This is a genomic window from Streptomyces europaeiscabiei, from assembly GCF_036346855.1.
Taxonomy (GTDB): Bacteria; Actinomycetota; Actinomycetes; order Streptomycetales; family Streptomycetaceae; genus Streptomyces; species Streptomyces europaeiscabiei.
The window spans coordinates 4,325,508-4,340,403 of sequence record NZ_CP107841.1; the positions used below are offsets into that span (position 1 = coordinate 4,325,508).

16 protein-coding genes are annotated in these 14,896 nt (G+C 67.8%); 3 read left to right on the forward strand and 13 right to left on the reverse strand.

Features of this window, described 5'->3' with window-relative positions:
• Positions 1 to 146: 146 nt before the first annotated feature.
• From OG858_RS18620 to OG858_RS18635, 4 genes are all read right to left on the reverse strand, one after another.
• Entirely contained in the window at positions 147 to 1,013 is an 867-nt protein-coding gene (locus OG858_RS18620) for a PaaX family transcriptional regulator (RefSeq protein ID WP_319067863.1), read from the reverse strand.
• 472 nt (positions 1,014 to 1,485) lie between these two features.
• A complete protein-coding gene (locus tag OG858_RS18625; RefSeq protein ID WP_086754487.1) occupies positions 1,486 to 2,847 on the reverse strand; it encodes an MFS transporter in 1,362 nt (453 codons plus the stop codon).
• A gap of 223 nt (positions 2,848 to 3,070) precedes the next feature.
• Positions 3,071 to 3,430 (reverse strand): VOC family protein, encoded by a 360-nt coding sequence (locus OG858_RS18630; RefSeq protein WP_319067862.1) that lies wholly within the window; start codon positions 3,428 to 3,430, stop codon positions 3,071 to 3,073.
• Complete coding sequence (locus OG858_RS18635) at positions 3,427 to 4,245, reverse strand: trans-aconitate 2-methyltransferase (protein ID WP_319262388.1); 819 nt, start codon at positions 4,243 to 4,245, stop codon at positions 3,427 to 3,429. Before OG858_RS18635 ends, OG858_RS18630 begins: the two co-directional genes overlap by 4 nt.
• A gap of 175 nt (positions 4,246 to 4,420) precedes the next feature.
• Between OG858_RS18635 and OG858_RS18640 the strand changes: the two genes are divergently transcribed.
• Positions 4,421 to 4,918: a MarR family winged helix-turn-helix transcriptional regulator gene (locus tag OG858_RS18640; protein ID WP_037705601.1), complete on the forward strand. Its 498-nt coding sequence runs from the start codon at positions 4,421 to 4,423 to the stop codon at positions 4,916 to 4,918.
• A 53-nt stretch (positions 4,919 to 4,971) separates the two neighbouring features.
• On the opposite strand, the gene OG858_RS18645 is transcribed toward OG858_RS18640, so the two are convergent.
• Positions 4,972 to 5,760 carry a response regulator transcription factor gene (locus tag OG858_RS18645; RefSeq protein ID WP_319262386.1) on the reverse strand — a complete coding sequence of 263 codons (789 nt, stop codon included), beginning with the start codon at positions 5,758 to 5,760 and terminating at the stop codon, positions 4,972 to 4,974.
• 261 nt (positions 5,761 to 6,021) lie between these two features.
• On the opposite strand from OG858_RS18645, the gene OG858_RS18650 reads away from it, so the two are divergent.
• On the forward strand, positions 6,022 to 6,465 hold the full coding sequence (locus OG858_RS18650; RefSeq protein ID WP_256960526.1) for a GNAT family N-acetyltransferase: 444 nt from the start codon (positions 6,022 to 6,024) through the stop codon (positions 6,463 to 6,465).
• A gap of 34 nt (positions 6,466 to 6,499) precedes the next feature.
• Here the strand turns inward: OG858_RS18650 and OG858_RS18655 are convergent, their stop codons facing one another.
• Together OG858_RS18655 and OG858_RS18660 are read right to left on the reverse strand one after the other, a co-directional pair.
• A complete protein-coding gene (locus OG858_RS18655) occupies positions 6,500 to 6,748 on the reverse strand; it encodes a type II toxin-antitoxin system RelE family toxin (protein ID WP_086749101.1) in 249 nt (82 codons plus the stop codon).
• On the reverse strand, positions 6,745 to 6,996 hold the full coding sequence (locus OG858_RS18660) for a type II toxin-antitoxin system Phd/YefM family antitoxin (RefSeq protein WP_086749100.1): 252 nt from the start codon (positions 6,994 to 6,996) through the stop codon (positions 6,745 to 6,747). Before OG858_RS18660 ends, OG858_RS18655 begins: the two co-directional genes overlap by 4 nt.
• A 375-nt stretch (positions 6,997 to 7,371) precedes the next feature.
• Between OG858_RS18660 and OG858_RS48170 the strand changes: the two genes are divergently transcribed.
• Positions 7,372 to 7,566 carry a DUF397 domain-containing protein gene (locus OG858_RS48170; protein WP_086749099.1) on the forward strand — a complete coding sequence of 65 codons (195 nt, stop codon included), beginning with the start codon at positions 7,372 to 7,374 and terminating at the stop codon, positions 7,564 to 7,566.
• A 92-nt stretch (positions 7,567 to 7,658) separates the two neighbouring features.
• Here OG858_RS48170 and OG858_RS18665 read toward each other — a convergent pair whose 3' ends face one another.
• The 6 genes from OG858_RS18665 to OG858_RS18690 form a co-directional block, all read right to left on the reverse strand.
• Positions 7,659 to 8,297: a hypothetical protein gene (locus OG858_RS18665; protein WP_143677239.1), complete on the reverse strand. Its 639-nt coding sequence runs from the start codon at positions 8,295 to 8,297 to the stop codon at positions 7,659 to 7,661.
• Entirely contained in the window at positions 8,294 to 10,582 is a 2,289-nt protein-coding gene (locus OG858_RS18670; RefSeq protein WP_328544706.1) for a hypothetical protein, read from the reverse strand. The genes OG858_RS18665 and OG858_RS18670 overlap by 4 nt, the downstream gene beginning before the upstream one ends.
• Positions 10,583 to 10,591: 9 nt before the next feature.
• Complete coding sequence (locus OG858_RS18675; protein WP_086753445.1) at positions 10,592 to 11,062, reverse strand: hypothetical protein; 471 nt, start codon at positions 11,060 to 11,062, stop codon at positions 10,592 to 10,594.
• A 174-nt stretch (positions 11,063 to 11,236) separates the two neighbouring features.
• Positions 11,237 to 12,607: a type VII secretion-associated serine protease mycosin gene (gene mycP / locus OG858_RS18680; RefSeq protein ID WP_328544705.1), complete on the reverse strand. Its 1,371-nt coding sequence runs from the start codon at positions 12,605 to 12,607 to the stop codon at positions 11,237 to 11,239.
• Between the two features lie 31 nt (positions 12,608 to 12,638).
• Positions 12,639 to 14,168, reverse strand: a complete 1,530-nt coding sequence (locus OG858_RS18685) for a WXG100 family type VII secretion target (protein WP_328544704.1) — start codon at positions 14,166 to 14,168, stop codon at positions 12,639 to 12,641.
• The gene (locus OG858_RS18690) at positions 14,168 to 14,722 is read right to left on the reverse strand and encodes a hypothetical protein (RefSeq protein ID WP_086751616.1); all 555 of its coding nucleotides are present in this window, start codon (positions 14,720 to 14,722) and stop codon (positions 14,168 to 14,170) included. Before OG858_RS18690 ends, OG858_RS18685 begins: the two co-directional genes overlap by 1 nt.
• Positions 14,723 to 14,896 lie beyond the last annotated feature (174 nt).

Below are 14,896 nucleotides of genomic sequence, written 5' to 3' on the forward strand. Positions count from 1 at the left end.
GGAGGCAACAAAAAAGTAAGCCGAGAATATATCCTTCAGAAAGAAAATCCAAAGAACAATATCAGCCACTCCTGCACCAAGGGCGCTCAGGAGCATCGGCGAGACGGAATGCGAAACTCCGCACGGAATAAGAAAATCCGTTTTGGCTACGGCCTTTCGAGCGAAGCGGGGTGCAGCGGAGTCGTTTCCAGAACGTCCGCCGCCATCCGTCCGGCCGGGCCCTCCGTCTGTTCGGCGATGCGCCGGAACGTGTCCTGGGCCTGCCTCGCGGGCCACTCGGCGGGCAGATGCTGCACGGGCAGACGCGGGTCGGTACGGATGATGCGCAGCCACTCGGCGACGAGCCGCAGCCGGGTGGCGATCGGGTCGGCGGCGGCGAGGTCGGCGGCGGTCCACCGTTTGTCGAAGGCGACGTAGCGCGCGGCCAGGATCTCCAGGTCCCAGCTCTCGCGGATCATCAGCCCGATGTCGGTGAACTCGTCGGCCTGCGCGTGGAACACCTTCACATGCGCGTCCAGACCCAACTCGGAGACGATCTCCCGCACGTCCACCCGCCCCGGCGCGATCCACAGCCCGCTGTACAGGGCGCCGAATCCGGACCAGGTGAGCCGGGAGCGCAGATCGTGCCGCTGGCGCTGCCAGGACTCGGGGAGGGAGAAGCCGAGGAGGGTCCAGGTACCGTCCCAGTCCTCGTTCACCGCACCGTCGCGCCAGATGCGCTGTCCGCCGTCGCGCAGGATGTCCCCCGCGTGCGGGGTAAGTCCGAAGAACATTCTCCGGCCCTCGCGTTGGCGCCGCAGCAGCCCCCGGTTCACCATCCGCGTCAGCGTCGACCGTACGGCCTGCTCCCCCGTGCCGACCCGCCCGAGCACATCGATGATGCTCCCCGAATACACCCCGAGGCCGCCCTCCCCCAGGTCCAGCACGTGATTCCCGAAGAAGGACAGCACCAACGACTGCGGCCGCAACTGCGGCGCACCGACGACATCGGCATCCAGGATCTCGTCCTCCACAGCGGTAAGGGTACGGGGGCCACGCGGTGGCGGTCAGGGGATGGGGCCGCACGATTCCGGGGCCTGGCGGGGTGGGTGGGTGCCACTTGACTCCGGGCCTGGCGGGGGGGTGGGTGCCACTTGATTCCGGGCCTGGCGGGGGGTGGGTGCCACTTGATTCCGGGCCTGGCGGGGGGTGGGTGCCACTTGACTCCGGGCCTGGCCCGGGGAGGGAGGGCCTCGTGACTCCGCGCCCGGCCGGGGATGGAGAACCTCATGGTCCATGTTTCGGCCCCTGGCCGGCGACTGAGGCCGCACTGTTCGCGAGCGTGATCAGCGGCTGGGGCCGTGCAGTCCGGGGTGCTGAATCGGGCCGCCGACCGCGCCCCGAAAGGGGCGCGGGGAACTGCGCGAGAAGCCCCACCCGGCCGCAGCCGAGCAACACCCCACCGCCCCCACCCCACCCCGAACGCGACTCACCGAACCGGCCGGCCTACGAGGCCACCCCCTCCTTCGCCGCGCCCTCCCGGAGGGACACCTCGCCCAGGGACTCCCGGTGCGTCTCCCGTACGAACCACACGGTCACGGCGGTGATCGCCGCACCCCCGCAGATCAGCAGCGAGATCGGCGTACTGGAACCCCCGTTGGCCGCCACCAGACTCCCCGCGATCATCGGCGAGAACCCGGCACCGATCAGGGTGGCGAGCTGGTACCCGAGGGACGCCCCGGTGTAGCGCACCTTGGTCCCGAACATCTCGGTGAGCAGCGCCCCCAGCGGCCCGTACATCACGGACTGGGCGAAACCGTGGCCGAGTACGACCGCGAGGATCAGCAGCCCCGGCGACTTGGAGTCCACCAGCGCGAGCACGGGGAAGGCGAGGGCCACGGAGGCGATGGCCCCGGCCAGGACGACGGGACGTCGGCCGACACGGTCGGAGAGCGCCGACGCGCACGGCAGGACGACCAGGGCGACACCGGCGGAGACCGTGAGCGCGGTCAGCACCTGCGGCCGGGGATAGCCGATGCCGGTGGCGTACGCGATGAGATAGCTGGTCAGCAGGGACTGCGCGGTGAACGCGCCGATACCGACACACGCGGCCAGCACCAGCGCACGCGGCCGGCGCAGCACGTCCACGATCGGCAGCCGGGCCTCGCCCCGGTCCTTCTTGACCTTGGCGAAGAGCGGGCTCTCGACCACCTTCAGCCGGACGAAGAGCCCGACACCGAGCAGCACGACGCTGAGCAGGAACGGCACGCGCCAGCCCCACGCGGCGAACTGGTCGCGTGGCATGGCCACCACGAACGTCACGACGACCGACGACAGCAGGGAGCCGAGCGGTGCCCCCATCTGCGTGAAGCTGGACCACAGTCCGCGCCGCTTCTCACCGGCGTGCTCGACGACCATCAGCGTGGCGCCGCCCCATTCACCGCCGATGGCGATGCCCTGCAGCACCCGCAGGGTGATGAGGAGGACGGGCGCCCAGACACCGATGGTGTCGTAGGTGGGCAGCAGCCCGATGAGGAAGCTGGCACCGCCCATCAGACCCATGGTCAGCAGCAGCATGGACTTACGGCCGAGCCGGTCGCCGAAGTGCCCGAAGATGATGCCGCCGAGGGGACGGGCGACGTATCCGGCGGCGAAGGTGCCGAAAGCGGCGATCGTGCCGACGGCCGGGTCGGCGCCCGGGAAGAACAGCTCGCCGAAGACGAGCGCGGCGACCGTTCCGTAGACGAGGAAGTCGTAGAACTCGACGGCCGTACCGAGCAGCCCGGAGAGCGCGACGCGACGCAACTGCCTTGCACGCAAGGCCTCTTCGGCCTGTTCGGCAGGGTTGGGGAGGGGGGACGGGGACATGCGGGTCTCCCTGGAGCTAAGGGGGGAACGAGGGAGGAACGAGGGAGGAACACCGCGAAGGTAGGCGCGCATCTATCTGCCGTCAATATTTTGCACAACATCGACATCGACCCCGCACCCTCGCGACAGACCCGCGCCCCCCTCTCCCCGCACCCTCGCGACAGACCCGCGCGCCCCTCCCCGCGCCTCGGACTCCCTCCGCCCAGGACTCCCTCCCCGCGCCTCAGACCGGCTCCAGGAACTCCAGTCGGTTGCCCACCGGGTCCTCGGAGTAGAACCGCCGATACCCCGGCAGGTCGTCGTCCCAGGCCACCACCGCCCCACGCCCGGCCAGACGGGCGGCGTACGCGTCGATGCCCCGAACCCGCAACCCGGGGTGAGCCTTCTTCGACGCCCGGAAACCCCACTCCGCCCCGAGGTGCAGAATCACCTCCCCCGCCCCGAACCAGCACCCTCCCCGCACCGCGAGCGCGGGCGGCTTCGGGATCTCCGTCATCCCGAGGACCCCGACGTAGTACGCCCGCAACCGGTCCTCCGCACCGGGCGGGGCGGCGAGCAGGACGTGGTCGACGGCGGCGATCACCGGCTCGCCTCCGGCTTGTGGGCTACGACGAAGATGCGGCGGAACGGGAACGGTGTGCCGTGCGCGGTGGGCGGATAGGCCTCGCGCAGCGCGTCCCGGTACTCGGCCACGAACGGCTCGGCGTCCGCGCCCAGTTCGGTGAGGACCGGGCGCAGCCCCGTCCCCGTCACCCAGTCGAGCACCGCGTCCTCGCCCTGGAGGAGATGGACGTACGTCGTCTCCCACGCGTCGACCTCGCAGCCGAGGTCGGCGAGGGCCGCGAGGTAGCCCGCGGGGGCACGGACCGCGTCGTCGTGCCGGAGCGTCTCGCCGAGCCGGTCCTTCCAGCGGGCGGAGTGGGCGAGTTCGCGCATGAGGCGGTGGCTGGGCGAGTCGAAGTTGCCGGGGACCTGGAAGGCGAAGGTGCCGCCCGGGGCGAGGGCGTCGACCCAGACGGGGAAGCGGTCGAGGTGGCCGGGCACCCACTGGAAGGTGGCGTTGCTGACGATCAGGTCGTACGGCTCCGGGGGCGCCCAGGTCCGTACGTCCGCCGCGGCGAAGCCGATACGGCCGCCGCCCGGGGTGGGCCCCTCGTGGTCGACGTGGGCCCTGTCCAGCATCTCGGGCGAGTTGTCGTACCCGGTGATGTGCGCGGTGGGCCAGCGGTCGGCGAGGAGGCGGGTGACGTTGCCTGGGCCACAGCCGAGGTCGGCGATGCGGGGTCGCGCCGCGGGTGGTTCGGGGACGTGGGCGAGCAGGTCGACGAAGGCGCGGGCGCGGTGGCCGGCGTGCCGCAGGTACTGCTGGGGGTCCCAGGTGGGGCTGGTGGCGGGCATGGGGGACTACCTCCTCGTGAATCCGCGCGTTCCTCCGGACCCCGGCGCGGGGTGTCGCCGCCCGGCTCCGGACGCCTCCACTCTCGTAGTCGAATATCTCGATGTCAAGAGACTTGATACTAATCCTCTCGACTTCAAGAGACTTCACATCGACACAACCACTACACTGATCGCCATGGAGGACGAGGTCGATCGGCTGGTCGCAGCGTGGCGCCGGGAGCGCCCCGACCTCGACGTGGAGCCGCTGGAAGTACTCAGCCGGGTGAGCAGACTTGCCCGGCACCTGGATCGCGCACGCCGGCTGGCGTTCGCCGAGCACCAGCTGGAGCCGTGGGAGTTCGACGTGCTGACGGCGCTGAGGCGTGCGGGAAACCCGTATCAGCTCTCGCCCGGTCAGCTGCTCACGCAGACGCTGGTGACGTCGGGCACGATGACGAACCGGATCGACCGGCTGACGAAGAAGGGCCTGGTCGAACGGCTGCCCGACCCCAGTGACCGCCGGGGCGTACTCGTCCGGCTGACGGACGAGGGCCGGGACCGCGCGGACCAGGCGCTCGCCGGACTCCTGGACCAGGAACGGGCGATCCTGGCCGAGTTGTCCCGCGCCCAGCGGGGCGACCTGGCGGGCCTGCTACGCCAGTTGACCGCCCCGTTCGACAACATCCCCGGCTGAGGGCCTGCCGGGCGGACGTCGCCGGAGACGCGGGGTCCGCTCACCGGCGACGGTCAGGCGCTGCTGCTCTCCTCCGGCATGATCCGCCCGGCCGGCCCCAGGTCCACGGGCCCGACCCCGGCCCGGCGCGCGAGCGCGACGGCGGCGAGGGTGGAGTGGACGCCCAGCTTTCCGAGGACGTTCTGCATGTGGGTGCGGACGGTGTGCGGCGAGAGGAACAGGCGCTCGGCCACGGCCTTGCGCCCCAGCCCCGCCACCATGCACCGAAGCACTTCCCGCTCACGCGGGGTGAGGGACTCGACGAGCCGCTCACTCTCCGTGCGGTGCTTGCGGGCGGCGGTCAACTCCCGCAGGACGCCCGTGAGAAGCGCGGGCGGCAGATGTGTCTCGTCGCGCAGCACTCCCCGGATGACGGTGAGCAGCCGGGACAGCGAGCAGTCCTTGGCGACCCACCCGCACGCGCCCGCCTGGAGGGCCAGCGCGGCCCGGCGCGGATCGTCCTTCTCGGCGAGGACGACGATCCGTACGCTCGGCTGGCCCGAACGCACGCCCGCGACGAGCGATATGCCGTCCACGAGCCCGTCCTCGCTGCCGTCCGGGACGGCTGTGGGCACGACCGCCGGACGCGCGCCGGGGGCGTGGACATGGCCCCCCAGGTCGGCGTCGACCAGAAGCACGTCGAACTTGCGCCCTTCCGCCGCCGCGCGGTCCAGACAGCGCAGCGCGGCAGGGCCACTGCCCGCCGCGGACACGTCGACGTCCGGCTCGGCGGCCAGGGCCGCGGCGAGCGACTCGGCGAAGATACGGTGGTCGTCGACGACCAGGACTCGGATGCGAACCACTGAAACCCCCACTGGTCGGGGGACGGCCGGCGCGAGTACGGCGCCCGGAGCGCTCCCCGGTTTACACCTGGGACGGGGCGTCGCAGCCGCACGGCCGCCGCCGTGCTGAACCGCTACCCCCACTCCGGGCGTCGTACCCGACTGTCTCGCCCCCTGATCAGCACCGGCCCCCACCGATGCTGTTCATCAGGGTACGGCCGGGGGGCAGGAGCGGAAGGTAATTTGCAGAACTGGTTGTCCAGCACGTTTATGGTGTGCCACATGTTTCGTATCGAGACAGAAGTCGACAGGGAACGAAGCCAATTACTACTTTCCCGACTGCGCGCCAGCAACACCGCCGCCTCGCCGATCCTCCGCGACCTGCGTGGCACCCCCGGTGAACGCGAAGCCCCGCTCCAGGTGTGGGCCCTGGACGAGGCAGGGGAGCTCGTCGGCGGCCTGGCCGGCCACACCTGGGCCACCTGGCTGCACGTCACCTACCTCTGGGTCGACGAACGCCACCGGGGCGCGGGCCTCGGCTCGCACCTGCTGTCGACGGCCGAACTCACAGCCTCCCGCGACCGCGGCTGCCACTCCGTCCGCCTGGAGACCTGGGACTTCCAGGCCCCGGAGTTCTACAAACGACTCGGCTACGAGGTGGTGTGCGTGATCCCCGACTATCCACCGGGGATCACGGAGTACACGCTGACGAAGAGGCTGGGGTGAGCAGGGGATGACGAAGCCCGGGCCGACGCTGCTTCTACGGGGTGCGCCCCAGGTTCGCGACGAGGATACGAATCAAGTCGTCGTCAATCAGATAGAGAACGCGGTAGCGGCCGACCCGGAGGCGCCGGGCGTCGGGGCCGTAGGCAGTGGAGTTCGCGGGGCGCGGCGCTTTCGCGAGGGTATCCACGGCCTCGTACACAGCGGCGAGTCCCGTGGGGTCGTCCGCGAGGAACCGCACGGCTGCGCTCGTGGCACCCGGCTCCCAGATGATGCGATAGGTCACGGACGCAGCCCCAGCATTCGCCCGACCTCCTCATGCGGGACGCCCTCTTCGAGGGTGCCCTCCGCCTTGCGCCGCTGATAGTCGGCGAGGGCCAGGGCGTCTTCAAGATCCTCTATCACCTGCGGCGAGACAAGAAGCGCGGCCACGTGACCGTGGTCGGTGAGGGCGATGGTCTCGCGGCCGTGGGCGGCGCGACGGACGAGGTCGCCGAGTTGGGAGCGGGCTACGCTGATCGCAATCTCAGTCACATGCCGATCATTCCACAAGATTAACCTTGTGGGCTATTCATGACTCCAAGCTCGCCCTTCTGCGTGACATTAAGCGGAACGCCAGTCATCGGGCAGGCCCTGGTGACGGGGTGGCGAGTTCGGCCCAGACCGTCAGGCCGTCACCCGTCCGCCGCTGTCCCCAGCCTGTGGCGAGAGCCCTGGTGATCAACCGACCGCGTCCGTGCTCCTGTTCGGATTTCGGCGGCCGGGGCGGCACCACGGCCCGGCCCGTACCCGCGTCGGTCACGCTCACGGTGGCCGCTGCGGCGGTGAGCGCCACGGAGACCACGACGACGCGGCTGACGCTGTGCTCCAGAGCATTGGCCGCGCCAGCTCACCGATGATGGTTTCCAGATCGTCCACGGCGTCCGGGGCCGGCCCCCACCACCGAGCCGTGTCGCGCACGTACCGCCGTGCGACACCTGCGGAGGCGTAAGTCCGCTCCAAACCGGGGTCCTCGTGCGGGACTCCAAAGTCCCCCATGGAGAGATCCTCACCGTATCGGCGGACACGTTCGTAGCGTTTCTGGACGGTCTGGGACACGATTGAGTGCCGATGTGTGGTGTAGTCGATCACAGATCGGGGTGACCGGGCACCCCTGCAACGTTCCCTGGACGGCGAGCCAAGCGAACGGGGCCGCCTCACTCGCCGAGCTGCAAGTCATCGGGAATATGCGGCTCGTTGGCGCATGCGAGCTCGTCCGCCAGCGTGCGAGCCAGCTTGACGGCCAACTGCTGGTGGAACCCCTCCGAGACTCCTGGGGAATCCGGCGGGTTGACCCTGGCTTCGAGAAGCACCTGCGCCTGTTGCCCGACCGCGCCCTTGATCTCACAGCGGAAAACGAGGTCGACATCCCCGCCCACGCCGGAGGTGTCGGCTACGTAGACGTCCGCGGCGGCTCGATGCCAGCGCTCCGTGTAGGTCTGCACGTCCTTCAGGGAGTCTGCGGCCCACCCCACCATCGCAGAAAAGCGGCCGTTCCCCGAGAGTCCACAGGCGTCGTAACCCTCAAAACCCTTAATTTCATCGTAGGGCTCGGTCGCTTCTTGCGTCAGGCCCCTCTTGAGCCGGTCGACGGAAAGAGCGTCATTGGAGAACTTGAGGTCATCGGAATCAAGGATGTCCCGCAGAGACTCCATGTTCTTGGCACCGAACAGTGCGTTGCAGGTCTTCCATTGCGTTGGGTACTTCTCACCCAGAGACCGCTCGCCCGAACAACCAGTCGACACTGCCAGCGCTGCTATCGCCCCGCACCAGGCAATCCGGATCGCAGACCTCACGAAGATACCTTTTCATTGTTCGAGATGACCGTTTTGCCAGCCAGGTAGGACTGTTCGACCTCATTGATGAGATCGATGACCTCCTTGTTGCTCATACCGACGGTCTGCGCGTAGTTCAAAATGGGCTGGGTGACAGCCCGCTCGCCGATCTTCTCAACGTCCTGCACGGCAGCAAGTGCCGCTGGGTCGTTCGTGTATTCGTGGTCCTTCAAATACTCCAGTGTATGGTTTCCGTATGCAGTACTTACCGCGGACCCGGCGGACTCCATGACCAGCGGAACGGCGGTGGCGGCCACGACACCCGCCGCCGGGCCAAGCAGCATCGCGGCTCCCGCCGTCACTCCCACCGTAACTCCTCCACTGACAAGCGACTTGCGCCACTCTCCGTTCTGCTCGTGCCGCATCTGCTGAGCCTCTTCCGCACCCTTGAATTCCTCACGGATTCCATGCGATCGTGATTCATCGAGAATTCCGTGCACTTTCGCGGCATTCTGAGCAAACGCAATGCCGTGATCCTTATCGTTCTCAAAAGCCGCGAGGCCACTCGCCATATAGAGCTGCTGGGCCGAGGTCAGTGTCTTGTATCCGTCCTCGTCGCCGGCCATTAGCATCATAAAGTTCCGCGCCTTCTGTTCTTCGAAGGGCGTTCGTGCCGAGCCGTCGCTACTGTGGGCGAAGATCTGGTCACGGCCAAGTTCATCCCCCGAGCCGCCGAAGTCCTTGATGGAGTAGTTGAGGTCGTCGATGTATGCCGCCCCCATCCGGGCCAGGCTGTCCTTCATAGCTTCGGCGGGAGCGTCTTCGGAGGTGACGTTGTAGCGCTCGATGACCTTTTTCATGACCTCGGCGGTGTCCTCGTCGCGGTGCAGTTCCGGAGGGTTCGCGCCATATGGATGGCCTGTTGTCGCCGACTCGAGGGCGTGGCCGAGGGCGTCCGGGCCGAGACTGCGGGCCTTCTCGGCCTCGTCGCTGCCGGGGTGGGAAAGGGTGTCGGCCGGCCACTCGAAGTCTTTGTCCGTCAGCTCATCGAAGTAGTTGTAGTCGAGGGTCGCTTTCTTGTTGACCGTCCCGTCGTCGTTGTAGACCGTGGGTACCTCGTCGTTGAAGAACTTGGTCGAAGCTTGGGGGCTGTGGCCCAGGGCTTCCAGGACACCGGTCAGTGGGTCGTAGCCGGCTCCCGACCGGCCTGACGGGTTGAAACCCAGGTCGAGGTCTCCCGTGTGCGGCTTGTTCGAGACGAACCGGTAGGGGTCCTTGTGGTGCAACTGCACGATGTGCTCTGCGATGGGGTTGATGAATCTGTGGTCGTAGTTGCCGGATCGAAGGAGCCCGCTCAGGATCTGGTAGCCGTAGGGAGGCTGAGGTGCGCCCGGCTGGAGTTGGATCGGCTGAGTCCCCAGGCGGCGGAACTCTGTTGCCCAACTCGACGGCAGGTGCGGCTTGTTGTCGGGGTCCGTTGCCGAGGCCAGTGCCATGCCCATGTTGTGCTGGAACTGTTTGGTGAGATCGAGTCTGGTCTTGTGTTCCCCCGCTGTGCCGTCCAGCGACATGCGGCCGTAGAAGTCCAGAGCTTCCTTCGGACCTCCGAGGGACTTGTAGAAGGGTGTTGAGAAGTCGGGGTCCTTCGCGTTGTGCTTCATGATGGAGTTCAGTTCGGTGAACTGTTTGTCCGTCATCTCCGGACCGAGCTTCGCGAGTTCCGCTGCCCGCTCGGCCTGGGCTTCGTCCAGAGAATCGTACGAGCTGTGGCCTGCGTTGTGTGGGTCGTTGCCGTGGCTCTTGCGCAGAGCGCGGGCAACCGACGCGTCGATCTCCGACGCCCGGGCGATAAGCCGGTTGATCCGGTCCTCCAACTGCTGCTTGGCGTCGAGCTGTTCCTGGGTACGCTCGTCGGTGTCGCCCCGGATGTGCACGAAGAAGCAGCGGACCTGACCGTCGCCGATGTCGTCGACGCGGATGCCGAGGTTCGAGGCATCCACCTGGACCGCCGTCTTGATCTTCTTCTGGAGTGAGTCCAGTTCCGTGTGGGCGTCGTCAAGGACGTGGTAGATGCTGTTCGCCTCCGTACGGAGGTCAGCGATCTCCTTCGTCGTCTTGGAGACGAATCCGCGCGTCACCGTGGCGTTCAGTCCGGCCCAGCGAGCCGCGTCCGACTTGGCCTGCATTCCCTTGCGGGCTTTCTCCGAGAGCGTCTTCAGGCCGTCGACTGTGTTCTTCCAGTCGGAGACAGCCGTGCCGAGCTTTCCCAGATCGACTTCGAGGAGGTCCGTGTAGGTGAGGGACATCGGGCGCTCCTACTTGAAGTACTCGTTGAGTTGTGACACCGGAACGGTCAATCCGTCATAGGACTGGAGGACGGAGGAGATCTTCTCGTCGTCGTTGGCGTGCAACTTCTTGCTGTAGTCGAGATGATTGGAGATGTGCGCACAGGCCTGAAGGACCGACTTCACCTGAGACGTCCAGATCTCGACCGTCGTCTCCAAAGCGCCGCCCATCTCGAAATTGTGGGACTTCAGCGCGGCGGCCGACTGAGCGGTGGATCCGACACCGGTCTTTTCGGAACCGGCGCCCGCGATGTCCGCCTCTTTGTGAAGCTGGTCGTAGAGGATGAACGCCTCATGCCCTACGGCGCCCAAGTCGTCCTGGTGCACCACCAGATCGCCGCCGCTGGCGCTCCCCTGGTCGGCGGCCTGGTTGAGCCGCATGTGCGTTCCAGGTGTCCCGGCCACGTTGGCCTTCGACTGCTCCCACTCGTCCCAGGCCATGCGCCCGCTTCCCCCCGAAGTCCCGTATGCACCAGGCTCGCGCTCACAACTGCTCGCGGCGCTTCTTACCGCCGCTTCAACTTACCAATGCAGCCCTTGACGTGAATCGCCTGCACGGCGTCTCACATGAAGGTTTCACATACGTCCGGGCCGGCAGGGACCTGATGCCTGGCCTCAGGTGGAGCCCGTCCCCCGGTCGGTGGGAGCGTTGTGGCCCGAGGTATTGGGAGGTGAGTACGGAGAAGGCGGATAGTGCGGTGCGGGGTGCTGGAGTTGGCCCAGGGGGTACGTGGTTACCGGGCTTAGCACAGCTTTCAGGGCACGGTGTTTGCGGACGACTACGAAGGCTGTGATCGTCCCGCCGAGAAGTGCTGCGGCGATGCCGCCCAAAACGATCCACACCATGGTGTTGTCCTTGGACGCGGAGGCTGCCTTCTCGGTGCCCTTCTCCTGGGCGGAGGAACCGGCGGCATCGGTTGCCGACGGCCCGGGAGACGGCGACGCGGAGGCCGCCGCTGCGAGGTCCGGGAGCGGGTATTCGTCGGCGGGGCCCGGGTCGCCGGGGTTCTGCAGGGCGATGCGGGGGCGGACGATGCCGTAGCCGATGGAGTCGTTGCGCTTGGCGCCGTCGGTGGGGGCGCCGATGGTGTTGAGCATGACGCGGAGGACCTGGTTGTTGGTCCAGGTGGGGTGCTTGGACCAGATGAGGGCGGCGCTGGCGGAGGCGAGGGCGGTGGCGTCGCTGGTGCCGTGGCTCTTACACAGGCCGGTCTCGGTACCACAGGCGTGCACCATATCCTCACCTGGCGCTGCCATATCCACCTGCGGACCATGCTGGGACTCTTCGGTCCTGTGGAGGTCTCTACCGACGGCGGCCATCGCCACTACACCCGGCGTGGCTGCTGGATACATGACTTCGTTGGCTTTGTCTCCGTCGTTACCCGCGCCGGCGAAGATCAATGAGCCTTTGTCCAAGGCGTACTTCACCGCTGCCGTAAGTTGCGGCGAGCCCTCCGTGGTCGCGAGGGAGATATTGATGACTTGGGCACCCTCGTCCGCTGCGTAACGGATCGCTTTCGGGACAACCTCGTTGAACCGCCTGTTCCCTTCGGCTTTGTTGGCCGCGGTCCCGTCCTTAGGCATCCGGATGGGGAGAATCTTGGCACCGGGGGCCAACCCGAAAGCACCTTGCCCACCGTTCCACGCGCCGGTTCCTGCGATCAGCCCAGCCATGCCCGTACCGTGGTCCCCGTAGTCGGTGCGCTCGTCTCCCGGCTGATCGGGGGCGAGGTCCTTGCCCGGCAGGACGCGGCCCTTCAGATCGGGGTTGGCCGCATTCACCCCCGAATCGATCACGGCGACCGTGATTCCCTCACCAGTGCTGGTCTGCCACATCTGCTCGGCCTTCATGGCGTCGAGGAACCACTGCTGCTCTCGGATCGACTCGGCATAGGCCGGTGCTCCCGCAGAGCCCACCAGCAGCAGGCCGAGTATCGCCGAGGCCATGGCACGGTGGCGTCCGTGTCGAGGGCTGGTGGTGTGCATGCGGTTCGTTCTCTCCGTTCCGGGATAGGCGTCAGTCGGCGGCCGGTGGTGCGGTGCGGCTGTTGCCCTGCCGTCGGGGCTCCTCGTTGCTGGCAGGGCGGCGTGGCCGAACGTTCCTGTTGTCCGTGCGCGTTGAGGAGTTCTGCCCGGATACGCGAGCGGTGCCTGTTCCTCTGTTCTCGCCAGGGCGAATTCCGCTGGGTGCACCGCCTACGATGCCGCCACGCGTCGTACCACCACCGGAGGTCGTACCGGTTCCTGCTGTCCCACCCGAGCCACCAGAGCTGCGCACCGCACGGCCCGTCTGTTGCGGAGCGCCTCCGATGACGCCGCCGTTCGGCGAGGGGAGACGGCGACCGGGCGTCGGTCCCTGCTGACCGGCCGCTCGTCCTGTGGGAGTCGCCGTACCGGTGGTGGGGCCCATCGGGGGGCGACCGGTCGAGCCCGGTGGTGCCCCCACCACTGTTCCACGATGAGGCGTCCCCGCCTGCCCGCCCAAGGGCGGCGTGACTGGACGACCGCCGACGATGCCGGTACCACCACCCGGCGTACGCGGGGCATTCGGAGAGTGAACGGCCTGACCAGCAGGAAACTGAGGCATACGTCCAGTCCCCGCCGCCCGCCCCTGCGCCGGAGGGCCACCAACGGGCAGACCCTGTCTGCCCGTCACCGGGGGAACCCAATTCGAGTGCGGAGGACTTCCAGGCCCCTCCAACCGTCCGGCACCGGGCGGACCGCTTGGCGGACCCGTCGCTGTCCGCTTGTCCTGCGGCAGCGTCTCCACGGAATCGATACCCATCCGGGTCGGAGGCTCGTCCACCGACGGCGCGGAGCGCTCAGGCAGCGTCCTCCCGTGGGTTGAGGGCTCCGACCCATCGGGGTCACCCACCGCACCGGCCCTTTGGGACACCGAAGTCGAGCCGGTCCCTGCCGAGACATCTTCCTGACCTGCAGCGCCTGATCGGGTCAGTGACTCCCGGTCATAGACTTGCATCGGGTCGTCCGGCACGATCGCCGTCGGCGGCGGCGCGAACTTGGGCCTCTCCAGCGCGTTCAGCTGCACCGCCGAGAACTCGTAAGCCTGGCCCAGCTTCACCATCTCCGCGGCGGCCTCCTGCCGCACCTTCTCCTTGCCGGCCGCCAGTGCCGCAAGCTCGCCCGCCGACTTGGCGCTCACCGTGCCCGCGTCGGGGTCGTTGTGCGCCACCGTCGTCGCGTCGAGGTTCACCTGAGCCCCCTCCGCCGTGCGTGGGATCGCGGCCTGGGCGCGGGCGATGGCGTCGGAGGCCTGGGCCAGCCACTTCGCGGAGCTCTCGCTGAAGTCGCCCAGGCGCAAGGTGGAGTTGGCGAGGTCGGCGGTCCAGGCGCGGAAGGCGTCGGCGCCCTCGCCCTTCCACTCGACCCACTGGGGGCGGATCTTGAGCTCGTCGGCGATCTTGTGGATCTCCTCGGCCACTGTTGCCAGCCGGTCGGCAGCGGACTGGACTGTGCCGCTGTTGGCCTGGTCGAGCCACTGGAGCATGCGCTCGTGGCTCATGCCGTCGAAGATGCCGCCTGCCATCAGATCGTGCCTCCCGAGTCGCCGCCGTCCGCCGGTGTCCGGGTCTGGTCCGGCGGTGTCGCGGCGCGACCGGCGCCGTCGCCCTGCTTCGGCAGACCCGGGTCGTACGCCCCGCCGTAGTGTTCTGTCGTCTCCGCGCTGATCGCCGCCATACGGTCACGGATGTCGAGGTCGATGTTCTGGTAACCCTTGTGGGCTGCGAGGACGGCGATGCCCATGCCCTCCATCGAGTCGGACAACAGCTTCGAGAGGTTCTCCAGTTCGGTGATCACCGTCTCGTATGCGGTGAACAGGCCCGCGGCCTCCGCCCACTCGCCGTTGCCGCCGCCGAACTGGGTGCGTACGAGCTGTTCCCGGCCGACCTTGCCGGGGCCGGCGTCGGAGTCCTTGAGGTCGCTGATCAGCTGGTCGACGCGCTTCTGGAAGGCCGTGATCGACGACAGTTCGGTGACCAGGTCGGTGGCCGCGTCCCGCGCGGCGTCGAATGCGGAGTCGAGCAGGCCGGACGCCCACGAACCACCCGAGGATCCATCCGCCCCGCCACCGTTCGACATCGTTGCCCTCCCCCTAGCCCGAATACCTCACCGACAACTCTAACTACCTGCTGTGACAGTGTCGTGGGCGAGTTCCGTGAACACATGAGTGCCCGTACTCAGATGTGGCCCTGGAGTGCGGGGAGTTGGCGGTGTTCATGGTTGTGGGGCGGGACCGTCCTCCGGCCCCGCCCC